19 protein-coding genes are annotated in these 24,105 nt (G+C 71.8%); 8 read left to right on the top strand and 11 right to left on the bottom strand.

The genetic code is table 11. The features are described from left to right. Positions 1–126: 126 nt before the first annotated feature. Genes OG289_RS14360 through OG289_RS14330 form a run of 7 tightly spaced genes read right to left on the bottom strand, consistent with a single transcriptional unit; the run spans position 127 to position 8,217 of the window. On the bottom strand, positions 127–969 hold the full coding sequence (locus tag OG289_RS14360; RefSeq protein ID WP_327314390.1) for an HpcH/HpaI aldolase/citrate lyase family protein: 843 nt from the start codon (positions 967–969) through the stop codon (positions 127–129). Next, a complete protein-coding gene (locus tag OG289_RS14355) occupies positions 966–2,189 on the bottom strand; it encodes a CaiB/BaiF CoA transferase family protein (RefSeq protein WP_327314389.1) in 1,224 nt (407 codons plus the stop codon). The genes OG289_RS14360 and OG289_RS14355 overlap by 4 nt, the downstream gene beginning before the upstream one ends. Next, positions 2,186–3,079 (bottom strand): ribokinase, encoded by an 894-nt coding sequence (gene rbsK / locus OG289_RS14350; RefSeq protein WP_327314388.1) that lies wholly within the window; start codon positions 3,077–3,079, stop codon positions 2,186–2,188. Before rbsK ends, OG289_RS14355 begins: the two co-directional genes overlap by 4 nt. Then, positions 3,076–4,455 carry an ADP-ribosylglycohydrolase family protein gene (locus OG289_RS14345; protein ID WP_327314387.1) on the bottom strand — a complete coding sequence of 460 codons (1,380 nt, stop codon included), beginning with the start codon at positions 4,453–4,455 and terminating at the stop codon, positions 3,076–3,078. Before OG289_RS14345 ends, rbsK begins: the two co-directional genes overlap by 4 nt. Then, positions 4,443–5,618 carry an ADP-ribosylglycohydrolase family protein gene (locus tag OG289_RS14340; RefSeq protein WP_327314386.1) on the bottom strand — a complete coding sequence of 392 codons (1,176 nt, stop codon included), beginning with the start codon at positions 5,616–5,618 and terminating at the stop codon, positions 4,443–4,445. Before OG289_RS14340 ends, OG289_RS14345 begins: the two co-directional genes overlap by 13 nt. Positions 5,619–5,626: 8 nt before the next feature. Next, positions 5,627–7,177 (bottom strand): ADP-ribosylglycohydrolase family protein, encoded by a 1,551-nt coding sequence (locus OG289_RS14335; RefSeq protein ID WP_442818899.1) that lies wholly within the window; start codon positions 7,175–7,177, stop codon positions 5,627–5,629. Beyond that, positions 7,174–8,217 carry an ADP-ribosylglycohydrolase family protein gene (locus tag OG289_RS14330; RefSeq protein ID WP_327314385.1) on the bottom strand — a complete coding sequence of 348 codons (1,044 nt, stop codon included), beginning with the start codon at positions 8,215–8,217 and terminating at the stop codon, positions 7,174–7,176. The genes OG289_RS14335 and OG289_RS14330 overlap by 4 nt, the downstream gene beginning before the upstream one ends. Positions 8,218–8,486: 269 nt before the next feature. On the opposite strand from OG289_RS14330, the gene OG289_RS14325 reads away from it, so the two are divergent. The 3 genes from OG289_RS14325 to OG289_RS14315 all read left to right on the top strand — a co-directional run bounded on the left by OG289_RS14325 (position 8,487) and on the right by OG289_RS14315 (position 15,693). Next, the gene (locus OG289_RS14325; RefSeq protein ID WP_327314384.1) at positions 8,487–9,218 is read left to right on the top strand and encodes a VIT1/CCC1 transporter family protein; all 732 of its coding nucleotides are present in this window, start codon (positions 8,487–8,489) and stop codon (positions 9,216–9,218) included. A 414-nt stretch (positions 9,219–9,632) separates the two neighbouring features. Then, complete coding sequence (gene gltB, locus OG289_RS14320; protein ID WP_327314383.1) at positions 9,633–14,240, top strand: glutamate synthase large subunit; 4,608 nt, start codon at positions 9,633–9,635, stop codon at positions 14,238–14,240. Next, positions 14,233–15,693: a glutamate synthase subunit beta gene (locus OG289_RS14315; protein ID WP_327314382.1), complete on the top strand. Its 1,461-nt coding sequence runs from the start codon at positions 14,233–14,235 to the stop codon at positions 15,691–15,693. Before gltB ends, OG289_RS14315 begins: the two co-directional genes overlap by 8 nt. A 178-nt stretch (positions 15,694–15,871) precedes the next feature. Here OG289_RS14315 and OG289_RS14310 read toward each other — a convergent pair whose 3' ends face one another. Continuing rightward, on the bottom strand, positions 15,872–16,684 hold the full coding sequence (locus tag OG289_RS14310) for a chitosanase (RefSeq protein WP_327314381.1): 813 nt from the start codon (positions 16,682–16,684) through the stop codon (positions 15,872–15,874). A gap of 105 nt (positions 16,685–16,789) precedes the next feature. Between OG289_RS14310 and OG289_RS14305 the strand changes: the two genes are divergently transcribed. Next, positions 16,790–17,512, top strand: a complete 723-nt coding sequence (locus OG289_RS14305; RefSeq protein WP_327314380.1) for a vWA domain-containing protein — start codon at positions 16,790–16,792, stop codon at positions 17,510–17,512. Positions 17,513–17,597: 85 nt separating this feature from the next. Continuing rightward, positions 17,598–19,268 (top strand): cytochrome bc1 complex cytochrome b subunit, encoded by a 1,671-nt coding sequence (gene qcrB, locus OG289_RS14300; RefSeq protein WP_327314379.1) that lies wholly within the window; start codon positions 17,598–17,600, stop codon positions 19,266–19,268. A gap of 27 nt (positions 19,269–19,295) precedes the next feature. Here the strand turns inward: qcrB and OG289_RS14295 are convergent, their stop codons facing one another. After that, positions 19,296–19,868: a TetR/AcrR family transcriptional regulator gene (locus OG289_RS14295; RefSeq protein ID WP_327314378.1), complete on the bottom strand. Its 573-nt coding sequence runs from the start codon at positions 19,866–19,868 to the stop codon at positions 19,296–19,298. 120 nt (positions 19,869–19,988) lie between these two features. Here OG289_RS14295 and OG289_RS14290 point away from each other — a divergent pair, with 120 nt between their 5' ends. Beyond that, positions 19,989–20,480, top strand: coding sequence for an FBP domain-containing protein (locus OG289_RS14290; RefSeq protein WP_327314377.1), 492 nt, complete (start codon positions 19,989–19,991; stop codon positions 20,478–20,480). 19 nt (positions 20,481–20,499) lie between these two features. Here OG289_RS14290 and OG289_RS14285 read toward each other — a convergent pair whose 3' ends face one another. Next, positions 20,500–21,447, bottom strand: coding sequence for an acyl-CoA dehydrogenase family protein (locus OG289_RS14285; RefSeq protein ID WP_327314376.1), 948 nt, complete (start codon positions 21,445–21,447; stop codon positions 20,500–20,502). Then, positions 21,447–22,586: an acyl-CoA dehydrogenase family protein gene (locus OG289_RS14280; protein ID WP_327314375.1), complete on the bottom strand. Its 1,140-nt coding sequence runs from the start codon at positions 22,584–22,586 to the stop codon at positions 21,447–21,449. Before OG289_RS14280 ends, OG289_RS14285 begins: the two co-directional genes overlap by 1 nt. 48 nt (positions 22,587–22,634) lie before the next feature. On the opposite strand from OG289_RS14280, the gene OG289_RS14275 reads away from it, so the two are divergent. Then, positions 22,635–23,420, top strand: a complete 786-nt coding sequence (locus tag OG289_RS14275) for an SDR family oxidoreductase (RefSeq protein WP_327314374.1) — start codon at positions 22,635–22,637, stop codon at positions 23,418–23,420. A 15-nt stretch (positions 23,421–23,435) separates the two neighbouring features. After that, positions 23,436–24,050 (top strand): TetR/AcrR family transcriptional regulator, encoded by a 615-nt coding sequence (locus OG289_RS14270; RefSeq protein ID WP_327314373.1) that lies wholly within the window; start codon positions 23,436–23,438, stop codon positions 24,048–24,050. Positions 24,051–24,105 lie beyond the last annotated feature (55 nt).

The following is a 24,105-nucleotide window of genomic DNA, read 5'->3' as shown; positions in this document are numbered from 1 at the left end:
CCGTACGACGACGAGGGCGCCCGGATCTGCCGGGCGCCCTCGTCGTATGGGGCGGTGGGTCGCCGTGGGTTCGGCACCGCCGGAGCGCGCCGTGGGGTCCTCGCCCTTGCGGCGGGAGGAACCGGCCTAGGTTCTGCTGGCCAGGGACAGAGTGCGCCGCGCGGCTGCCACTACCGCCGCGTCGATGAATCGTCCGTCCGGAAGCGCCTGGGCGCCCTGGTCCCGCGCCGCGGCCTTGACGATCGTCTCGGCCTCTTCCAGTTCCTGTTCGGTGGGCAGGTAGGCCCGTTCGATGATCGGAAGCTGGCGGGGATGGATGGCGGCGCGGCCCAGGAAGCCCAGGGTGCGGCCGTGGGCGCAGGTGGTGGCCAGGCCCTCCAGGTCACGGATGTCGGGGTGGACCGACTGGGGCGGGGGCGCCAGGCCCGCGGCCCGGGCGGCGACGACGACACGGGAGCGGGACCAGTCGAGGCCAGCGTCGTCGCGCAGGCCCAGGTCGGCGCGTAGGTCCGCCTCGCCGAGGGCGATGCCGCGCAGGGAGGGGTGGGCGCAGGCGATGGCGTAGGCGTGCTCGATGCCGAGGGCTGTTTCCAGGAGGGCGTGGAGGGGGGTGGCTCCACGGCCTGCCCGGGGCACGGTCTCGGCGACCCGGTTGATCTGGTGCGGGGACGTCACCTTCGGCAGGCGCAGGCCGCAGACACCGGGGAGGGCGGCCAAGCTGCGGAGGTCCGCCGCGGCGAAGGGGCTGTCCAGGGCGTTCACCCGGACGTGGACCGGGACCGGCTGGGGCTCACACAGGCGTTCCGCGGTGGCCGTGCGGGCGTACTCCTTGCGGTCCGGGGCGACCGCGTCCTCCAGGTCGATGATGACGACGTCGGCGCCGCAGGCGAGGGCCTTGGTGACGGTCTGCGGGCGGTCGCCGGGGGCGTACAACCAGGTCAGAGAGGGTGTCGTCGGGGAGATCGTCATAGCGCGCCCTCCGCGCGCAGGGCCGTCAGCTCGGCCGGCGTCAGGCCCAGTTCGGTCAGGACCGGCTCCGTGTCGGCGCCGTGCGGGCGGCCGGTCCAGCGGATCGCGCCGGGGGTCGAGGAGAGCCGGAAGAGGACGTTCTGCATGCGGATCCGGCCCAGCTCCGGGTCGTCGACCGCGGTGATCGTGTCGAGGGCCTGGTACTGGGGGTCCGTCATCACGTCCCGCACGTCCTGGACGGGGGCGATCGCCGCCTCCGCCTTCTCGAAGGCGGCCAGGACGTCGGTCCGGGTGCGGGCGGCGATCCAGCTGCCGACCGCTTCGTCGAGGACGTCGGCGTGGGCGGCCCGGTCGGCGCCCGTCGCGAACCAGGGCTCGTCGACCAGGTCGGGGCGGCCGACCAGGCACAGCACGCGCTCCGCGACCGACTGGGCGGAGGTCGAGACGGCGACCCAGCCTCCGTCGGCGGTGCGGTAGGTGTTGCGCGGGGCGTTGTTGGCGGACCGGTTGCCGGTGCGGGCCTGGACGTAGCCCAGCTGGTCGTACCAGAGGGGCTGGGGGCCGAGGACGGTGAGGATGGGCTCGATGATCGCCATGTCGACGACCTGGCCCTCGCCGGTGCGCTCGCGGGCGGCGAGGGCCGTCATGACGGCGTAGGCGGTGGCCAGGCCCGCGATGGAGTCGGCCAGGCCGAAGGGCGGGAGGGTCGGGGAGGCGTCCGGTTCGCCCGTGATCGCGGCGAAACCGCTCATCGCTTCGGCGAGGGTGCCGAAGCCCGGGCGGTGCGCGTAGGGGCCGAACTGGCCGAAGGCGGTGACCCGGGTGAGGACCAGGCGGGGGTTGGCCGCCGACAGCTCCTCCCAGCCGAGGTCCCACTTCTCCAGGGTGCCGGGACGGAAGTTCTCGATGATCACGTCGGCGGTGGCGGCGAGGCGCAGGAGGGTGGCGCGCCCGCCGGGCCTGGAGAGGTTCAGGGTGATCGTGCGCTTGTTGCGGCCGAGGAGTTTCCACCAGAGGCCCACGCCGTCCTTGGACGGGCCGTGTCCCCGGGAGGGGTCCGGCTGGGTGGGGTGCTCGACCTTGATGACCTCCGCGCCGAAGTCGCCGAGCATGGTCGCGGCGAGCGGGCCGGCGAAGAGGGTGGCGAGGTCGAGGACGCGGAGGCCGTGCAGGGGAGTGGTCGTCTCCGCCGTCTCTGCCGTGTCTGTCTTCTCGGTCATGAGGCGTACTGCTTCTCGATCTCGGAGCGGTACGGCATCGATGCCGAGGCGCCCCGACGCTGGACCGAGAGGGCGGCCGCGGCGGCGGCCCAGGCCAGGGCCTCCCGTACGGGGCGCTCCTCGCCCAGTGCCACGGCGAGGGCGCCGACGAAGGTGTCGCCCGCGCCGGTCGAGTCGACGGCGGTGACGTGCGGGGCGGGAACGGTGAGGGGTTCGGCGCCGCGGGTCGCGTAGAGGCTGCCGGCCGCGCCCAGCGTGATGACCACCTCCGGGACGCTGTCCAGCAGGGCGGTGGCCGCCTCGTGCGGGTCGGTGCGGCCGGTGAGGCTGGTGGCCTCGTGCTCGTTGGGGACCAACAGGTCGACGGCGGCGAGGAGTTCGGGCGGCAGGGGCTGGGCGGGGGCCGGGGTGAGGATCGTCCGGACGCCGTGGGCACGGGCTGCGCGGGCGCCCGCGACGACCGCCGCCAGGGGGACTTCGAGCTGGAGCAGGAGGGCGTCGGCGGAGGAGATGAGGACTTCGTCGCCGGGGACGAGGTGGTCGACGGTGCCGTTCGCGCCGGGGACGACGACGATGGCGTTGCCGCCCTCGTCGTCCACGACGATGTGCGCGGTGCCGGAAGGGGACTCGACCGTGCGCAGGTGGTCGGTGTTCACGCCGGCGTGCTCCAGGGTGGAGCGCAGGCGGGCGCCGAAGGCGTCGTTGCCGACGGCGCCGATCACCGAGACGGTGGCGCCCGCGTGGGCGGCGGCGATCGCCTGGTTGGCGCCCTTGCCGCCGGGGACCGTACGGAACTCCCGTCCCGTCACGGTCTCCCCGCGCTGCGGGGGTTTCTCGACGTAGGCGACGAGGTCCATGTTCGTGCTGCCGAGCACGACGATGTCGGTCATGGGCGGGAAGCCTCCCGGTGGGTGAGGGACCAGGTCAGCTGGGCCAGGGTGTCGAAGCCGACGCCGCCCAGGTCGGCGACGGAGGTGGCCAGGCGGTTCTTGAGGGGGGCCGTCCAGCGGTCGGGGAGGGCGGCCGGGTCGCCGGCGAGGAGGGCGGCGACGCTGCCGGCCGTCGCGCCGTTGGAATCGGTGTCCCAGCCGCCGGACACGGCACGGCAGATGGAGCCGGTGAAGTCGCCGTCGGCGTGGGTGAGGGCGGCGGCGATCAGGGCGGTGTTGGGGATCGCGTGGACCCAGTGGTGCGTGGTGTGGGTGGCGTGGAGTTCGTCCACGACCGTGTCGAAGTCGCGGTGGTCCTGCGCCAGTCGGACCGCGTGGGTGACGGCCCGGGCGAGGCGCGAGCGGGGTGGGACGACGGTGAGGCCGGTGCGCAGGCAGGCGTGGACGTCGTGCGTGCCGGTGGCCGCGGTGGCGAGGGTGGCCGCCGTGAACATCGCCGCGTAGACGCCGTTGGCGGTGTGGGTGAGGGTGGCGTCGCGGTGGGCCTGTTCGGCTGCGGCGGCCGGGTCGCCGGGGTTGGTCCAGCCGTGGACGTCGGCGCGGATGAGGGCGCCGATCCACTCGCGGAAGGGGTTGCGGTGGCGGGCGGTGTGCGGGGGTTCGATGCCGGAGAGGAGGTTGCGCAGGGCGACGCGTTCGGCGGTGAAGGTGCGGCCGGCCGGGAGTTCGTCGAGCCAGAGCCGGGCCACGTCCGTGGTGGTGAAGTCGCTGCCGTGGCGCCTGAGCAGGAGGAGGTTGAGCAGAGGGTAGTTGAGGTCGTCGTCCTCGGGCATGCCGTCGATGTTCTCGGCGAGGGAGGTGGCGGCCGAGCGGCGGTTCCAGGGGTGGGCCTCGAGGAGGTCCCGGGGGACTCCGCGGGCGGTGAAGTAGGTGGTCAAGGGCCAGTTGCCGGTGGACCGGGCGAGGGCGCGGACGGCGTCCAGGGGGAGCTTCTCGACGGGCTTGCCGAGGAGACAGCCGACGGCCCGGCCCAGCCAGGCCGCTTCCAGACGGGCCGGGGCGGGGGCAGGCGGGCGGGCACCGGTCGGCCGGGCCGGCCACTGAGGGCACAGGGCCTTGACCTTCTCCAGGTCCGTCGGCTCGTCGTCCGCCAACTTGCTGGGCAGGTCCGCGAGTTCGTCCAGGAGGTCTTCCGCGAGCAGGCGCAGATAGCGGGAGGCCCGCTGGGGGGAGGCCCCCGCTCGGGGCGGGGCCTCGCAGCCTCCGGCCGCCTTCCAACGGGCGGCGATCGCCCATGGTTCCCGCCCGTCCTGGGCAGCCTGGCGCAGTTCGTGGCCGAGGAGGTCCTCCGGTTGGACCCAGGTCAGTCGGAGCATCTCGGGCCTCCGAGCGCGGAGAACGCCCGCTCGTGGGCGCGGCGGCGGTGGACGTCGCGGTCGAAGATCTCCCGGGCGACCTCGGCGAGCGTCGCCGCGGGCTGCCAGAGGTCGAGGCGGCTGGCCTCGGAGACCTGCTTCGACCAGTCGTCCGGGACCGGTGAGCCCAGGGCGCCGGCCACCGCCCCCGCCATCGTCGCGATCGAGTCGCAGTCGCGGCCGTAGTTCACGGAGCCCAGGACCGCCTGGCGGTAGTCGCCGCCGGCCACCAGCAACATTCCCAGCGCGATGGGGAGTTCCTCGATCGCGTGCAGTCGGGACGGGCGGCGGGCGGCCAGCGAGGGCCGACGGTAGTCGGGGCCCACCGTGTCGTACGGCGTCACCGCCTCCCGCAGCGGGGCCAGCGCGGACGCGAAGTCGGTGTGGCGGGCGGCCTCTTCGCAGACCGTCTCGATCGCCGCGCGCGTGCCGTCCTTGGCCAGGGACAGGCAGTTCGTGACCACCGAGTCCGGTGTCGCGCCCGGCGCGCAGGCCGCCGCGACCGCCGCCGCGAAGACTCCCGCCGCCTCACGGCCGTACGAGGACTGGTGGGCGCCCGCGATGTCCAGCGCCTCGGCGTACGCGCCCGCCGGGTCGGCCGCGTTGACCAGGCCCACCGGGGCCATGTACATCGCCGCACCGCAGTTGACGATGTTTCCGGCGCCGGCCTCGCGGGGGTCGACGTGGCCGTAGTGGAGCCTTGCGACCAGCCACTTCTCCGCCAGGAAGAGACGGTGCAGGGGCAGGGCCTCGGCTTCCAGTTCCGGGATCCAGCGGGGGGTCGTCATCAGGTCCGGGACCAGGTGGTCGCTGATCGCGTAGGCGTCCAGATGGTCGCGGACCGTGGCGTAGACCCTGATCAGCGCGTGTGTCATCAAGGTGTCGTCGGTGACGTGGCCGTCGCCCTTGTGGTACGGGGCGATGGGGCGGGCGGTGCGCCAGTCGTCGCCGTTCCAGGGGCCGACGATGCCGTGGACACGGCCGCCGTGGCGTTCGAGGATCCGGTCGGGGGAGTAGCCCTCGACGGGGCCGCCGAGGGCGTCGCCGACGGCGGCTCCCACGAGGGCGCCGGCGGTGCGTTCCTCCAGGGTTCCGCCGTTGCTTTCTTCTGCTTTGGGCGTCATGAGCCGAATCATCCTCCTGGTGGGGCCGGTTGTGCGGCTTCCAGGAGTTCGGCGAGTTCCACCAGGTCGGTGCCGGTGAGACGGGGGAGTACGCAGCCGGAGAGGGTGCGGCAGCTGTCGCGCCAGGCGGCGGGAATCGCGGGGCCGCCGCCCAACGCGCCCGTCAGCGCGCCCACGAGGGCCGGGGCCGAGTCCGCGACCCGGGACAGACAAGCCGCCGCCGGCACCGCTTCGGAGATACGGCCGCCGGACGCCGTGACCAGGGCCAGGGCCACCGGGACCGTTTCCGCCGCCGCGATGCCGTAGCTGTAGACATGGTCGACGATCTGGTGTTCCAGGAGGGGGATGAGCGCGAAGGCGCTGTCGGCGTCATGGGCCAGCCCGAGCGCGTGGCGGGCGTTGCGGCCGATCTCGGTGTGGTCCGGGAGCTCGGCGAGGGCAGCGGCGACGCAGGCCTCGGGGTCCGCGCCGACGAGGGCCAGCGCGAGGGCCGCCGCCATCGCGCGGGCGCCGTGCACGCCGTCGCCGTCCTGGGTATAGCGGGCGTCGAACTCGGCGAGGTCGGCGGCGAGTCGGGGGTCGCCGGGGTGGGCCACCGCGAGGACGCAGGCGCGTACGCAGGCCGCGTCGTCGAAGTAGTGGGGGTTGTCGTGGCCGGTGGCGGGGGGTCGCAGACCGGCGGCGAGGTTGCCCAGGCCGGCGCGGACGGAGATGCGGGCGCGCAGGGGGAGGACGGCGGACTCGACCTCGGGGGCGCGGTCGGCTGCCGCCGCGACCTCGCCGGCGATCGCGTTCCAGGTGAGGTCGATGGCGGCGCGCATCCGGCGTTCCCGGCTGAGGTCGCCGAGGGCGGTGTCGTCGCCCGCCCGCAGGACGGCCTCGGCGGCGAACGCCGCCCACTCGGCGTCGTCGGAGGGGCCCAGGCGGAGGGGTTCGGGGGGTTGGTTGAGGGCGATGGGGACGGGGAGGGTGGTGGTGGCGTTGTGTTCGGCGAAGGTGTCGAGTTCCCGGGTGAGACGGCGGGTCCACTCGGGCATGCGGGCGGCTCGGTGGCGGGCGGCGGGCCAGCCGGCGGCGTCGCCCGCGGCGAGGCCGAGCAGGAGGCCTTCGACGCGGGATCCCTGCGGGGGCTGGGCGGTGCCGACGGCCTCGGCTTCGCCTTCGGCGTTGTTGTTCCCACCCGCACCCCTGGTGCGACTTTCGTCGTCGGGTGCGGGTGGCCCCAGTGGGGGGTTCCCGCTGTCGTCGGCGGCGGGGGCGTCCTTGGTCGTGGCGATGTCGCTTCCGGCGGTTGTGTGAGGTGTGTTGTGGGGTGCGGGTGGCGCCTGTGTGGGGTTCGCGTCGTCGGCGGCGGGGGCGTCCTTGGTCGTGGTGGTGCCGTTGCCGGCGGTCGTGCGGGGTGCGTTGTCGGGTGCGGGTGGGCCCTGTGAGGGGTTCCCGTCCTCGGCGGCCACGGGTGGGTTCGCCTTCGGCGTGGTCGGCGGTTCGGTGGGGTCGGGGGCGGCTGGGCCTGGAGTTCCTGCGGCCGTCCCCTCGTCCCATGGGACCGGTGGTCTCACAGTCGTGCCTCCGTCCTGTCGGTCGTCGGCAGGGTGATCAGGGTCGGTACGAGTTCCTCCGCGATCATGCCCTCGCCCCATTTGCCGCCCTCTTCCGGCACCAGCAGCTCCGCCACGTCCAGGACGTGGTGTCCCGCCATCGACGGCAGGCAGGTGCCCCGGGCCGGGCCGATGGCGGCCGCCCACTCCGGGGGGATCGCCGAGGCGCCCCGGGTCGCACCGGCCAGGGCACCGGCCACCGCCGCGGTCGTGTCCGCGTCGCGGCCCATGTTCACGGCCGTGAGGACGGCCTCGCGGAAGTCGCCGTCGGCCGCCGCGTAGGCGCCGAAGGCGAGGGCGACGGCCTCGGGCGCCAGGTCGGTCCAGGGGTAGCCGCCGATGACGACGGCGGAGCGGACCGCCCGTTCGCCCCGGTGGGCGACCGTCACCGCCCGGCGCAGGGACCGTGCCGTCCAGGAGTCCTCGGGGATCACCGCCAGTGCCGAGGCGACCACCGCGATCGTCGGCGCTGCGGCCATCGCCGCCGCCACGCCCGCCGCGACCGCCTGGCCGCCGTAGATGCCCTCGCCGTCGTGGCTCACCGCGCCGTCGATCGCGACGAGACGGGCCGCTTCCGCCGGGCAGCCCGCGGCGAAGACGCCGAAGGGGGCCGCGCGCATCGCCAGACCGTCGCTCCAGGCGTGCCGGTGCTGTGCCGAGATGGGTGCCGCCAGGCCTCGGCGGAGGTTCTCCAGGGTGCCGCGTTCGCTGAAGCCGGCGCCGCGGAAGGGGCCCTCGTCGAGATCGACGATCCACTGGTGCCAGGCCGCCTCCACATGGGCCGGGGTGAGCGCGGAGCCGTGGCGGGCGAGGAGAAGGCCGGAGAAGATCGCGTACTCCGTGTCGTCCGTGCCGGCCGGTTTCTCGCTGACGTAGCCCGTGATGCGCCCCCAGCGGGCACGGATCTCGGACGGTTTCATGTTCTCGGCGGGGGCGCCGAGGGCGTCGCCCACCGCGAGGCCGAGCAGGGCGCCGCGGGCCCGTTCACGGATCGATGCCATGCACGGCCTCTCCTTCGGGGGCCCGCACGGGCGCGGAACCCTTTGCGGATGTGTCCCACCATCGGCGGTTGACCTGAGCCTGAAACCTCTTCATGTCACCCGGTCGACATTTGTGCAGCCTGCCGATCGAATGAGCGATCGAAGACAAAGGTGCAGGTTAGGGCATCCTCGCCTTCCTGGCGGATGGGAATGCCTCAGCGTATCTTGGCGCCGTCGGGTATTAGAACTTGTCTAAAGTTAGCTTTGCCTTAGCTACCTGGGGGACCTTCATGGCCATCATCGAAACCGAAGCCGCACTGCACGAGGCGCACCGTGACAACCACACGCATCGGGATGTCAACGGTGGTTGGCTGCGGCCCGCCGTGTTCGGGGCGATGGACGGTCTGGTCTCCAACCTCGCCCTGATGACCGGTGTCGCCGGGGGGTCCGTGGGGCAGCAGACCATCGTCATCACCGGACTCGCCGGTCTCGCCGCCGGCGCTTTCTCCATGGCCGCCGGTGAGTACACCTCCGTCGCCTCGCAGCGCGAACTCGTCGAGGCCGAGCTGGAGGTGGAGCGGAGGGAGCTGAGGAAGCACCCGCAGGACGAGGAGGCCGAACTCGCCGCGCTGTACGAGTCCCGGGGAGTCGAACCCGCGCTGGCGCGGCAGGTCGCGCAGCAGCTCTCGCGCGATCCCGAACAGGCGCTGGAGATACACGCGCGCGAGGAGCTGGGCATCGATCCGTCGGACCTGCCCTCACCGCTGGTCGCCGCCGTGTCGAGTTTCGGGGCGTTCGCGCTGGGCGCGCTGCTGCCCGTCCTGCCGTATCTGCTGGGGGCCGGCTCGCTGTGGCCGGCCGTCCTGCTGGCGCTGTTCGGGCTGTTCGGCTGTGGTGCGGTGGTGGCCCGGGTGACCGCGCGGACCTGGTGGTTCAGCGGGCTGCGGCAGCTCGCCCTCGGGGGCGCGGCGGCGGGTGTGACGTACGCCCTGGGCAGTTTGTTCGGAACGGCCGTAGGATAGATCGGCTGCTACTTATGCGACGGGCCGCATAGGTAGCCGTTACCGACTGGTTTCGGATGCTTGACCAGTGGGCATGAGCCGTAAGCGCTGTGGGCAATGACGCCTGCGGCGCACTCGCGGGGTGAACGACGCCGCTCTCCCCGCCTTCCGGGCCGACGGACACCGATCTGATCGATCTCGTCCCGTTCGGTCCCCACATACTTTCAGCCACGCGCGCGGTACCCCCGCCGCGAGCTCGTGGCGTCCGCATGTTGGAACGGAGTATCCGGTTCCCGAGAACCGCTCCATCATGTAACCTGCACGAAATTTTGCGCACACGCAGAGGGCCAACGTCGTCCCTTCGCAAGTACTCCCCCAGAGCCTCAAGGGCCTGGGAGGAACCCACAGCCACTTGAGACGACGACGGGAGAGCCGATGCGTACGCCGCGCCAGCCGTCCCAGCATTCCGCGAATGGCCAGAACTGGTCCTTCATGGATGCTCGCCCTGCTGCGCAGGGTATGTACGACCCCCGCAACGAGCACGACGCCTGTGGCGTCGGCTTCGTGGCCAACCTCACCGGTGAGGCGAGCCACACGCTGGTCGAGCAGGCGCTCACCGTTCTGCGCAACCTCGAACACCGTGGCGCCACCGGCTCCGAGCCGGACTCCGGCGACGGCGCGGGCATCCTGACGCAGGTCCCCGACGCCTTCTTCCGCGCCGTGGCCGGTTTCGAGCTGCCCGAGGCCGGTGGCTACGCCGTCGGTATCGCCTTCCTCCCGGAGGACGGACTGCAGGACGCCGTCTCGCGGATCGAGACGATCGCCGCCGACGAGGGCCTCACCGTCCTCGGCTGGCGTGAGGTCCCGGTCGCCCCGGAGCTCCTCGGCGCCACCGCCCGCTCCACGATGCCCGCCTTCCGTCAGGTCTTCGTGGCCGACGGCGCGGCCGTGCCCGCCACGGGCATCGACCTCGACCGCAAGTCGTTCGTGCTGCGCAAGCGCGCCGAGCGCGAGGCCGGCGTCTACTTCCCCTCGCTGTCCGCGCGGACGATCGTCTACAAGGGCATGCTGACCACCGGCCAGCTCGAGCCCTTCTTCCCGGACCTGTCCGACCGCCGCTTCGCCTCGGCCGTGTCGCTCGTCCACTCGCGCTTCTCCACGAACACCTTCCCGTCGTGGCCGCTCGCCCACCCGTACCGCTTCGTCGCGCACAACGGTGAGATCAACACCGTCAAGGGCAACCGCAACTGGATGCGCGCCCGAGAGTCGCAGCTTGTCTCCGACCTGTTCGGCCCGGACGAGAAGTCCATCGAGCGGATCTTCCCGGTGTGTACGCCGGACGCCTCCGACTCGGCGTCCTTCGACGAGGTGCTCGAGCTGCTCCACCTCGGCGGCCGCTCGCTGCCGCACTCCGTGCTGATGATGATCCCGGAGGCGTGGGAGAACCACGACTCCATGGACCCGGCCCGGCGCGCGTTCTACGAGTTCCACTCCACGATGATGGAGCCCTGGGACGGCCCGGCCTGTGTCACCTTCACCGACGGCACCCAGGTCGGCGCCGTGCTCGACCGCAACGGCCTGCGTCCCGGCCGCTACTGGGTCACCGACGAGGGCCTCGTCGTCCTCGGCTCCGAGGTCGGCGTCCTCGACATCGACCCCGCCAAGGTCGTCCGCAAGGGCCGCCTCCAGCCCGGCCGGATGTTCCTCGTCGACACCGCCGAGCACCGCATCATCGAGGACGACGAGATCAAGGCCCAGCTCGCCGCCGAGAAGCCCTACGCCGAGTGGCTCGAGGCCGGCGAGATCGAGCTGGTCGACCTGCCCGAGCGCGAGCACATCGTGCACACGCACGCCTCGGTCACCCGCCGCCAGCAGACCTTCGGCTACACCGAGGAAGAGCTGCGCGTCCTGCTCGCGCCGATGGCCAAGTCCGCCGCCGAGCCGATCGGTTCGATGGGCACCGACTCGCCGATCGCCGCGCTCTCCGCGCGCCCGCGGCTGCTCTTCGACTACTTCACCCAGCTGTTCGCGCAGGTCACCAACCCGCCGCTGGACGCGATCCGCGAGGAGCTCGTCACCTCCCTGCGCTCCTCCCTCGGCCCGCAGGGCAACCTGCTCGAGCCGAGCGCCGCGTCCTGCCGGACGGTCACCCTGCCGTTCCCGGTCATCGACAACGACGAGCTGGCCAAGCTCATCCACATCAACGCCGACGGCGACATGCCCGGCTTCAAGGCCGCGACGCTCTCCGGTCTGTACCGGGTGCACGGCGGCGGTGAGGCCCTCGCCGCGCGCATCGAGGAGATCTGCGCCGAGGCCGACGCCGCCATCGACAACGGCGCCCGGCTCATCGTCCTCTCCGACCGCCACTCGGACGCCGAGCACGCGCCGATCCCGTCGCTGCTGCTCACCGCGGCCGTCCACCACCACCTCATCCGCACCAAGCAGCGCACCGAGGTGGGCCTGCTCGTCGAGGCCGGCGACGTCCGCGAGGTCCACCACGTGGCCCTGCTGATCGGCTTCGGCGCCGCCGCCGTCAACCCGTACCTGGCCATGGAGTCGGTGGAGGACCTGCTGCGCGCGGGTACCTTCCTCAACGGCATGGAGCCCGAGCAGGCGATCCGCAACCTGATCTACGCGCTCGGCAAGGGCGTCCTGAAGGTCATGTCCAAGATGGGCATCTCGACCGTCGCCTCCTACCGCGGCGCCCAGGTCTTCGAGGCCGTCGGTCTCGACGACGCCTTCGTCGAGAAGTACTTCAACGGCACGGCCACCAAGATCGGCGGCGTCGGCATCGACGTCATCGCCAAGGAGGTCGCCGCCCGCCACGCCAAGGCCTACCCGGCCAGCGGCATCGCGCCGGCCCACCGCGCCCTGGAGATAGGCGGCGAGTACCAGTGGCGCCGCGAGGGCGAGCCGCACCTGTTCGACCCGGAGACGGTCTTCCGCCTCCAGCACTCGACGCGCGCGGGCAACTACGACATCTTCAAGAAGTACACGGACCGCGTGAACGAGCAGTCCGAGCGCCTGATGACGCTGCGCGGGCTCTTCGGCTTCAAGTCCGGCCGCGAGCCGATCTCGATCGACGAGGTCGAGCCGGTCTCCGAGATCGTCAAGCGCTTCTCCACCGGCGCCATGTCGTACGGCTCCATCTCCCTGGAGGCGCACGAGACCCTCGCCATCGCCATGAACCAGCTGGGCGGCAAGTCCAACACCGGTGAGGGCGGCGAGGACGCGGACCGGCTGTACGACCCGGCACGCCGCTCCGCCATCAAGCAGGTCGCGTCCGGCCGCTTCGGTGTGACCTCCGAGTACCTGGTCAACGCGGACGACATCCAGATCAAGATGGCGCAGGGCGCCAAGCCCGGCGAGGGCGGCCAGCTGCCCGGCCACAAGGTGTACCCGTGGGTCGCCAAGACCCGGCACTCCACCCCCGGTGTCGGTCTGATCTCCCCGCCGCCGCACCACGACATCTACTCCATCGAGGACCTGGCCCAGCTGATCCACGACCTGAAGAACGCGAACCCGCAGGCGCGGATTCACGTGAAGCTGGTCTCGGAGGTCGGCGTCGGCACGGTCGCCGCGGGTGTGTCGAAGGCCCACGCGGACGTCGTCCTCATCTCCGGCCACGACGGCGGCACGGGCGCCTCGCCGCTCACGTCCCTGAAGCACGCGGGCGGCCCCTGGGAACTCGGTCTTGCCGAGACCCAGCAGACCCTGCTGCTCAACGGCCTGCGCGACCGCATCGTCGTGCAGACGGACGGTCAGCTGAAGACCGGCCGAGACGTGATCATCGCCGCGCTGCTCGGCGCCGAGGAGTTCGGTTTCGCGACCGCGCCGCTCGTCGTCTCCGGCTGCGTCATGATGCGCGTCTGCCACCTGGACACCTGCCCGGTCGGCATCGCCACCCAGAACCCGGTGCTGCGCGACCGCTTCGCCGGCAAGGCCGAGTACGTCGTGAACTTCTTCAGGTTCATCGCCGAAGAGGTCCGCGAGATCCTCGCCGAGCTGGGCTTCCGCTCGATCGAGGAGGCCGTCGGTCACGCCGAGGTCCTCGACGTCGAGCGCGCCGTCGACCACTGGAAGGCCCAGGGCCTGAACCTGGCCCCGCTGTTCCACGTGCCCGAGCTGCCCGAGGGCGCGGCCCTGCACCAGGTCATCGAGCAGGACCACGGCCTGGAGAAGGCGCTCGACAACGAGCTCATCAAGCTCGCCGCCGACGCCCTGGCCGCGGACTTGGCGACCGACGCCCAGCCGGTGCGCGCCCAGGTCTCCATCCGCAACATCAACCGCACGGTCGGCACCATGCTCGGCCACGAGGTGACGAAGAAGTTCGGTGGCGCGGGCCTGCCCGAGGACACCATCGACATCACCTTCACCGGCTCCGCCGGCCAGTCCTTCGGCGCCTTCCTCCCGCGCGGTGTCACGCTGCGCCTGGAGGGCGACGCCAACGACTACGTCGGCAAGGGTCTCTCCGGTGGCCGGATCGTCGTCCGTCCGGACCGGGGCGCCGACCACCTCGCCGAGTTCTCGACGATCGCGGGCAACACCATCGCCTACGGCGCGACCGGCGGCGAGCTGTTCCTGCGCGGCCGCACCGGTGAGCGGTTCTGCGTCCGCAACTCCGGCGCGACGGTCGTCTCCGAGGGCGTGGGCGACCACGGCTGCGAGTACATGACCGGCGGTCACGCGGTGGTCCTCGGCGAGACGGGCCGCAACTTCGCGGCCGGCATGTCCGGCGGTGTCGCCTACGTGATCGACCTGAACCGCGACAACGTCAACGTCGGCAACCTCGACGCCGTCGAGGCGCTGGACGACACGGACAAGCAGTGGCTGCACGCCGTGGTGCGCCGGCACGCCGAGGAGACCGGCTCGACGGTCGCCGAGAAGCTGCTCGCCGACTGGGACGCGTCCGTGGAGCGCTTCACCAAGATCATCCCCAGCACGTACAAGGCAGTGCTCGCCGCCAAGGACGCCGCCGAGCGAGCGGGACTCTCCGAGTCCGAGATCACCGAGAAGATGATGGAGGCGGCGACCAATGGCTGACCCGAAGGGCTTCCTGAACCACGGCCGTGAGGTCGCCAAGTCCCGTCCCGTCGACGTGCGTCTGAAGGACTGGAACGAGGTCTACGTCCCCGGTTCGCTGCTGCCGATCATCGGCAAGCAGGCCAGCCGGTGCATGGACTGCGGCATCCCGTTCTGCCACAACGGCTGTCCGCTGGGGAACCTGATCCCCGAGTGGAACGACTTCGCCTACCGCGAGGACTGGACGGCGGCCTCCGAGCGCCTGCACGCCACGAACAACTTCCCGGAGTTCACGGGCCGTCTGTGCCCCGCTCCGTGCGAGTCGGCGTGCGTGCTCGGCATCAACCAGCCGGCCGTCACCATCAAGAACGTCGAGGTCTCGATCATCGACAAGGCGTGGGAGACCGGTGACGTCGCCCCGCAGGCGCCCGAGCGGCTGTCCGGCAAGACCGTCGCGGTCATCGGCTCGGGCCCGGCGGGCCTGGCCGCCGCCCAGCAGCTCACGCGGGCCGGTCACACCGTCGCCGTCTACGAGCGCGCGGACCGCATCGGTGGTCTTCTCCGGTACGGCATCCCCGAGTTCAAGATGGAGAAGCGGCACATCAACCGCCGCATCGAGCAGATGCGCGCGGAGGGCACCCGCTTCCGTACGGGCATCGAGATCGGCCGCGACCTCAAGGCGACGGACCTGAAGAAGCGGTACGACGCGATCGTCATCGCCGCCGGCGCCACGACCGCCCGTGACCTCCCGGTCCCCGGCCGCGAGCTCAAGGGCGTCTACCAGGCGATGGAGTACCTGCCCCTGTCGAACAAGGTCCAGGAGGGCGACTACGTCACCTCCCCGATCTCGGCCGAGGGCAAGCACGTCGTGGTCATCGGCGGTGGCGACACCGGCGCCGACTGCGTGGGCACCGCCCACCGCCAGGGCGCGGCCTCCGTCACGCAGCTGGAGATCATGCCCCGCCCGGGCGAGGAGCGCAGCGCCGGCCAGCCGTGGCCGACCTTCCCGATGCTCTACAAGGTGACGTCCGCGCACGAGGAGGGCGGCGAGCGGGTCTACTCCGTCTCCACCACCCACTTCGAGGGCGACGAGGACGGCAACGTCCAGTGGCTGCACCTCACCGAGGTCGAGTTCATCGACGGCAAGCTGACGCCGAAGCCGGGCACGGAGCGCAAGATCCCCGCCCAGCTGGTCACCCTGGCCATGGGCTTCACCGGCACCGACCGGGAGAACGGCCTGGTCGAGCAGTTCGGCCTGGAGCTCGACGAGCGCGGCAACATCGCCCGCGACGCCGACTTCCAGACCAACGTCCCGGGCGTGTACGTCGCCGGTGACGCGGGCCGCGGCCAGTCGCTCATCGTGTGGGCGATCGCGGAGGGCCGTTCGGCCGCCCGCGGCGTCGACCGGTTCCTGACCGGCGTCAGCGAACTGCCGGCCCCGATCCGCCCGACGGACCGCTCGCTGATGGTCTGACGGCCACTCCACACAACGTCCCGTACAAAGGCGTACGGGCGGGATATCTGGGGGCAGCAACACAAGCGGCTCCGCCGCGGGCCCCCAGACCCCCCGAGGCAGCGCCTGCCCAACAGTCCCCGACCGGACGACCGGGCAGGCGCCGCCGCATGTCCGGGCGCCTGCCCCACAGCCGGGGCTACGGCACCCGGTACGTCTCCCCGTAGACCTGCCACCGCAGCGGCGGACGCAGGTCCAGGTTGCCCTCGTGCAGGAAACGGCGCTGGGTCGTGTCGACCCGGGAGGTGTCGGCACCGGGGTGCCGGGTCAGCATCGCCAGGCGGCGGGCGTCGAGGAAGGCGTCGAGGTAGTCGGCCTCGTCGCCGCCCTGTGCGGGGGTGCGGGCCTGCTGCGTCGCGCGGGCGCGGATGCCGTCGAAGCTGGTCGGGCCCGTGCCGGGGCCGTGGAAGACCAGGGCGTCGTAGTAGATGAACTGGCCCAGCGCGCCCAGGCCGTCGGCCCGGCCGCGGTGCACCGCCGGGTTGAAGTAGATGCGGTCGCGCTCGGCGTCCTGGGCCGCCCGGAAGGCGGGCACCTTCGACTCCGTACGCCAGGCGGCCGGGAAACCGGGGTCCAGACCCGCGTGCGAGGCGGTGCCGTCGACCCCGCGCAGGGCCGGGAGGTAGCGGGCGAGGGCGTTGCGCGGGTGGTCGCGTGTGTAGCCCTCGACGAGGGTGAGCAGGTCGTGGGTGCCCGTACAGAAACCGATCAGGCCCGCTGTGTAACCCTGGCCGTCGCCGATGTCCTCGACGTAGCCGTATGCACTGCGCCAGTTCAGGGTCCCGTTCTCGGCGCTCGCCACGATCTGCTGGGCGAGTTCCTTGCGCGCCGGGGCGGCGAGGCCCGGCGGGGTCGCCCGGACGCCGGCCGTCGGCTGGGCGAACCGGGCGGGGGTGAGCAGGTACACCGTCGACGCCACGGCGGCGCAGACCAGGGCGGCGGCACGTTTCATGCCGCACACTTTAAGGCCGGAATGTCACGTACCTTGTCATTCCATACTCATTGGTCGGCGAACGAACAAAAGGTCGAACGCGACGGGTGTGGGAGGCTGTGCGCCATGGTCGCGATCAGTCTCACCAAGGTCCAGGAGACCGCACCCGCGCTGGTCAACCTGTACAAGAGCGCCGGGGTTTCTCTCACCAAGCACGGTCTCGACGGGCAACGGGCCGCCGTCTATCTCGTCGTCGACTACTCGGGGTCGATGAAGCCGTACTACCAGGACGGCAGTGTGCAGGCGCTCGCCGACCGGGTGCTGGGGCTGTCCGCGCATCTCGACGACGACGGCCGGGTGCCGGTCGTCTTCTTCTCCACCGACGTCGACGCCGTCACCGACATCGCCCTCGCCGACCACCAGGGGCGGGTGGACCGCATCGTGGCCGGACTCGGACACATGGGCAAGACCAGCTACCACCTCGCCATGGACGCCGTCATCGACCACTACCTCGACAGCGGGTCGACGCACCCGGCGCTCGTCGTCTTCCAGACCGACGGCGGCCCCATCAACAAGCTCGCCGCGGAACGCTATCTGTGCAAGGCGTCGAAGCTGCCGCTGTTCTGGCAGTTCATCGGTTTCGGCGACCGGGGCAGCAAGCAGTTCGACTTCCTGCGCAAGCTCGACGAACTGCCCGTGCCGGGGAAGCGGGCGGTCGACAACGCCGGGTTCTTCCACGCCGGTTCGGATCCGGCGAAGGTGGCGGACACGGAGCTGTACGACCGGCTGGTGGGGGAGTTCCCGAAGTGGCTGGTGGCCGCACGGGCGGCGGGGATCGTACGGCCGTAGCCGCCTCGCGGCTCCTGCTCGCACCGTTGGCCTGGCGGGTCGATCGTGCCACTCTGATGTTGGTCCGACGGGGAGGCGGCGACATATGAGTGACGGCGTGCGAGTGGTGAACGAGGGTGCGGACAGCGGGGGTTCGGGGCCGAGGGAGGAGCCCGGCAAGGGCGAGAGGCTCGCCGACTGGGCCGACGGACGGCTCGGGCTGTACGCGCTGGCGAAGGCCAACCTGCGCAAGGTGTTCCCCGACCACTGGTCCTTCATGCTGGGCGAGATCTGCCTCTACAGCTTCCTGATCCTCCTCCTCACCGGCGTCTATCTCACCCTGTTCTTCGAGCCGAGCAGCGCCGAGGTCGTCTACCACGGCTCGTACGTCCCGCTCAACGGCGTCACGATGACGAAGGCGTACGAGTCGACGCTCCACATCAGCTTCGACGTGCGCGGCGGCCTGCTGATCCGGCAAATCCACCACTGGGCGGCGCTGGTCTTCGTCACCGGCATGCTCGTGCACATGATGCGGGTGTTCTTCACCGGCGCGTTCCGCAAGCCGCGCGAGGTCAACTGGCTGTTCGGCTGGCTGCTGTTGTTCCTCGGCATCCTCACCGGTCTGACCGGCTACTCGCTCCCGGACGACCTGCTCTCCGGCACCGGAGTCCGGTTCGCCGACGGCGCGATCCTGTCCATCCCGATCGTCGGGACGTACGTATCGTTCTTCCTCTTCGGCGGGGAGTTCCCGGGCCACGACATCATCTCGCGGTTCTTCCCGATCCACGTCCTGCTGCTGCCCGGGATCATGCTGGGGCTCGTCGTCGCCCATCTCATCCTGGTGTTCTTCCACAAGCACACCCAGTACCCGGGGCCCGGGCGCGACCAGAAGAGCGTGGTCGGCATGCCCTTCATGCCGGTCTACATGGCGAAGGCGGGCGGGTTCTTCTTCCTGGTCTTCGGTGTGCTGGCGGTGATGGGCGGGATCGCCAGCGTCAACCCCGTGTGGGCGTTCGGGCCGTACCGTCCGGACCTGGTGACGACCGGCGCCCAGCCGGACTGGTACCTCGGCTTCTCCGAGGGGCTGATCCGGGTGATGCCGGGATGGGAGATCAACGCCTGGGGCCACACCCTGGAACTGGGCGTCCTCATCCCCTTCTCACTGTTCCCGCTGATCCTGCTGGCCATCGGCCTCTACCCGTTCGTCGAGGCGTGGATCACCGGCGACAAACGCGAGCACCACATCCTCGACCGGCCCCGCAACGCGCCCGTGCGCACCGGCCTCGGCGTGGCCTGGCTGAGCCTGTACGCGGTGCTGCTGATCGGCGGCGGCAACGACATCGTGGCCACGCATCTGCACCTGTCCATCAACGCGATCACCTGGTTCGTGCGGGTCTGCGTGTTCGTCGCGCCGGTCGTCGCGTTCACGGTGACCAAACGGATCTGTCTGGGACTGCAGCGCCGGGACCGGGACAAGGTGCTGCACGGCCGCGAGACGGGCACCATCAAGCGCCTCCCGCACGGCGAGTACGTCGAGGTCCACGCGCCCCTGGACCGGGCCCAGCTGTTCACCCTCACCCAGCACGAGCAGGCCCCGCCCTACGAGATCGGGCCGCTCGTCGACCACAACGGGGTGCGGCGGCCGGTCACGGTGTCCCAGCGGGTGCGGGCGCGGCTGGCGCGAGCCATGTTCGGGACCGACAGCCACATCCCGAAGCCGACGCCGGAGGAATACCGCGAACTGACCGGCGGGAAGGGGCACGGCCACGGGCACTGACCCCGGCCGCACCCGCTGACCGACCGGTCACTCCTTGGGCGGCCAGGTGCGCAGCAGGGCGTCGAGGGCGTCCAGGATCCGGGTCCAGGTCTCCTGGGTGTCGGGGGCGCTGTGGCTGAAGCCGCCGCCGAGCTCCAGACTGACGTAGCCGTGGAAGACGCTGCCCAGCAGGCGGACGGCGTGGGTCTGGTCCGGCTCGGTGAGGTCGTAGCCGCGCAGGATCGCGCGTGTCATGCGGGCGTGACGGCCGCCCGCGCTCGCGGCCGCGGCCTCGGGGTCGAGTCTCAGCTGGGCCGCGGCGTAGCGGCCGGGGTGCTCGCGGGCGTAGTCGCGGTAGACGTCGGCGAGGGCGGTCAGGGCGTCCTTGCCGGCCCGCCCCGCCAGTGCGAGGTCGCCCCGGTCGGCGAGCTCCTCCAGGGCGAGCAGGGCGATCCGGGTCCTGAGGTCGTCGGAGTTCTTCACGTGCGAGTACAGGCTCGCGACCTTGACGTCGAAGCGCCTGGCGAGCGCCGAGACGGTCACCTGGTCGAAGCCGACCTCGTCGGCCAGCTCCGCACCCGCCCGGACCAGGCGTTCTGTGCTCAGCCCTACGCGCCCCACGGTCGTCCTTCCGTCTCGTTCACCGAAGCCACCCTGCCATACGGCCTGTCGTGCCGGTCTGGTCTGCCGACAACAATTATGCGTTTGCCTAAAAGCTTTAGGCAAATTAGCCTGCGCTTTATGAAGCCGTTGACCGAGCAAGAGATCCGCGCCGCGTTCGTGAACTGCACCAAGGGCGAGGCGAAGCGCCTGTCCGTGCCGCGCGACCTGGCCGAGCGGCCCTGGGACGACCTGGACTACCTCGGCTGGCGGGACCCCCAGGCCCCCGACCGCGCCTACCTCGCCGTGGAGCTGGACGGCCGGCCGAGGGCCCTGCAGCTGCGCTCCTCCACCTCCGGCTCCTGGCAGGCGCGGCGCAGCATGTGCACGATGTGCCTGACGACCCACTCCGGCGGTGTCTCGCTGATGGTCGCGCCGAAGGCGGGCAGGGCCGGCCAGCAGGGCAACTCGGTGGGGGCCTACATCTGCAGCGACCTCGCCTGCTCGCTGTACGTGCGGGGAAAGCGGGACGCGGGGATAGGGGCGCGCCTGCACGAGACGATCACGCTGGAGGAGAAGATCGAGCGGACCGTGGCGAACCTCGCCGCGTTCATCGCCAAGGTGACCGCCTGATCCCCGCCGGGCGGCGGCCTCACGGGCCCCGCAGGACCTCCGTCCGGCAGTCGTGCGGGGTGCCCCAGGCCGTGCGCAGGGCGCGGGCCTTGGTGAGCCAGAGCGAGAGGTCGTACTCCGCCGTGTAGCCGATCGCGCCGTGCAGCTGGAGCGCGGTGCGCGCGGTCGCGTACGCCGCCTCGCAGGCGCTCACCTTCGCGGCGGCGACGTCCACCGGGGCCATCGTGACGGCGGCGCCCAGCACCAGGGGCCGGGCGAACTCCAACGCGATCTTCGCGTCCGCCAGCCGGTGCTTGACCGCCTGGAACGAGCCTATGGGCACACCGAACTGGACGCGCTGCCCGACGTACGCCACGGTCCGCTCCAGCAGCGCGAGCCCCACCCCCAGCGCCTGTGCCGCGGTGGCGAGGCGGGCCCAGAGCAGGGCACGGTCCACGGGCGGGTCCGGGGTGAGGAGCTCACCGCCCGGCAGCAGGCGGGTGAGACGACGGGCCGGGTCGAGGAACCCGCGGACAGGGCCGTGCCCCGGGGCGAGCCGGAGCCCGTCGACGGCCAGGGCCAGGCGTACGGCCGTCACGTCACCGTCCAGGGCGTACGCCCCCTCGTGCGCCACCGTCGCCATCGACTCGCCCGAGGCCAGCGCCGGGAGGAACCGCTTGGCCGGGCCCGGATCGCCCAACAGGGCGGCCGCGGTGACCGTCTCCACCAGCGGGCCCGGCACCGCGTGCCGTCCCAACTCCATGAAGGCGACGGCCAGTTCGACCGGCCGGGGCCCCAGCCCCTCGTACGCCTCCGGGACCGCCAGCGCGAAGACGCCGGCCTCGGCGATCCGCGCCCACAGCGCACGCCCGCGCGTGTGCTCGCCCCGGCTCCACTCCCGTACGACCGACGGCGTGTCCGCGGCCGTCAGCATCGCGTCCAGCGAGTTCGCGAACGCCCGCTGTTCGGTGTCCAGGAGGAAGCGCATCAGCGGCGGCCCTTCGGCAGGCCGAGCAGGCGCTCGGCGACGATGTCGCGCTGGATCTCGTTCGTGCCGGCGTATACGGGTCCGGCGAGGGCGAACACGTACCCCTCGGCCCAGGCGGAGTCCGCCGCCTCGCCCTCCTCGCTCAGCAGGTCGAGGGCCGTCTCGTGCAGCGCGATGTCGTACTCGGACCAGAAGACCTTGTTCAGGCTGGACTTTGGGCCGATCGACTCGCCGTCCAGGAGGCGGGAGGCGGCCGCGTAGGCGAAGAGCTGATAGGCGCGGGCGCCGGCCAGCGCGTCGGCGACCCGGTCCTGTGCCCAGGCGGGCCGGCCCCTGTCCCGCCACAGACGGTGGAGACGGTCCGCGGCGGCGAGGAAGCGGCCGGGGGAGCGCAGCGTCAGCCCGCGTTCGTTGCCCGCCGTGGACATGGCCACCCGCCAGCCCTGGCCCGGCTCGCCGATCACGTCCTCGTCCGGCACGAAGACCTCGTCCAGGAACAGTTCGGCGAACGCCGGTTTCCCGTCGAGGCGGCCGATCGGGCGGACCGTGACGCCGGGCGCGCGCAGGTCGAACATCAGGTAGGTCAGGCCCTGGTGGGGGCGGGGAGTGTCCGGGTCGCTGCGGAACAGGCCGAACGCGCGGTCGGCGAAGGCCGCCCGTGACGACCACGTCTTCTGGCCGCTCAGCCGCCAGCCGCCGTCCGCGCGGGTCGCCCGGGAGCGCAGCGAGGCCAGGTCGGAGCCCGCCTCCGGCTCCGACCACGCCTGCGCCCAGACCACCTCACCGGTCGCCATCGACGGCAGCACGCGCGCGCGTTGTTCCTCCGTGCCGTGGTCGAAGAGGGTCGGCGCGAGCAGGCTGATGCCGTTCTGGCCGACCCGGCCCGGCCCGCCCGCCGCGTAGTACTCCTCCTCGAACACCAGCCAGCGGATCAGCCCGGCGTCCCTGCCGCCGTAGCGTGCGGGCCAGTTCACCACCGACCAGCGGTCCGCGGCCAGTTCGGCCTCCCACGCGCGGTGTGCCGCGAAGCCTTCCTCGGTCTCCAGCGACGGGAGGGGAGCGGACGGCACGTGGGCGCGCAGCCAGGCGCGGGCCTCGGCGCGGAACGCCTCCTCGGCGGGCGTGAGGTCGAGGTCCATCGGCGGCCATCCTTCCCTAACAAGTGTTTGGTAGGTTAGCGTGGCCCCATGACAGGCGTCGAGAGTCCGGCGTACGAACCCGGGCACGGGCTGCTGAGCGGGCGCACCGCCGTCATCACGGCCGCCGCGGGCGCCGGGATCGGCGGGGCGACCGCCCGCCGTTTCCTGGAGGAGGGCGCGCGCGTGCTGATCAGCGACGCGCACGCGCGACGACTCAAGGAGCACGAGGGCCGGCTGGCCGGGGAGTTCGAGGGCGCGGTGGCGGGCCTCCCGTGCGACGTCACCGACGAGACCCAGGTGCGGGCCCTCTTCGACACCGCCGTACGGCTGCACGGCCGCCTCGACATCGTCGTGAACAACGCCGGTCTGGGCGGCACTTCCGACCTCGTCGACATGACCGACGAGCAGTGGTCCCGGGTCCTCGACGTGACACTGAACGGCACGTTCCGGTGCACGCGGGCGGCCCTGCGGCTGATGCGGGGGACCGGCGGGGGCGTCGTCGTCAACAACGCCTCCGTCATCGGCTGGCGCGCCCAGGCCGGGCAGGCGCACTACGCTGCCGCGAAGGCCGGCGTGATGGCGCTGACCCGGTGCGCGGCGATCGAGGCGGCGCGGTACGGCGTACGCGTCAACGCGGTCTCGCCCAGCCTCGCCATGCATCCGCACCTGGTGAAGGTGACCTCGTCCGAACTGCTGGAGGACCTCACGGGGCGCGAGGCCTTCGGGCGGTACGCCGAGCCCTGGGAGGTGGCCAACGTGATCGTGTTCCTCGCCTCCGGCTACTCCTCGTACATGACGGGCGAGGTCGTCTCCGTCAGCAGCCAGCACGCCTAGGACGACAATGGATCCGTGCCTCCTACGAAGAAGAACCCCCAGGTGACCGCCGCGCCCGCGCGCCGCGCCGAACTCCTCGACACCGCCGCCGAGGTCTTCGCCGAGCAGGGTTACAACGCCACCACCGTGCGCAAGATCGCGGACCACGCGGGCATGCTCGCGGGCAGCCTCTACTACCACTTCGACTCCAAGGAGTCGATGCTGGAGGAGATCCTGCGCACGTTCCTCGACGAGCTGTGGGGCGGCTACGACACGGTCCTCGCCGCCGGCCTCGGCCCCCGCGAGACCCTCGAAGCACTGGTCACCGAGTCGTTCCGGGAGATCGACCGGCACCGCGCCGCCGTCGCGATCTACCAGAAGGAGAGCCGGCAGCTCGTGGCGCAGGAGCGGTTCGCGTTCCTCGCCGACTCGCAAACCCGGTTCGAGAAGGCGTGGCTGTCCACGCTGGAGCGCGGGGTCGCCGAGCAGGTCTTCCGCGCCGACCTCGACGTCCGTCTCACCTACCGGTTCGTCCGCGACACGGTGTGGGTCGCCGCGTCCTGGTACCGGCCCGGCGGACAGCACAGCCCGGAGGAGATCGCCCGGCAGTACCTGTCGATGGTGCTGGACGGGATCGCCGTACGTGAATAGCCGATTCACGTGCCCTCTGCCATGAGGGACACGTGTCCTTTGCAGTGAGGGAGTC

Source organism: Streptomyces sp. NBC_01235 (assembly GCF_035989285.1).
Lineage (GTDB): Bacteria > Actinomycetota > Actinomycetes > Streptomycetales > Streptomycetaceae > Streptomyces.
The sequence above is the reverse complement of the archived record's forward strand: the minus strand, read 5'-3'. Positions and strand labels throughout refer to the sequence as shown.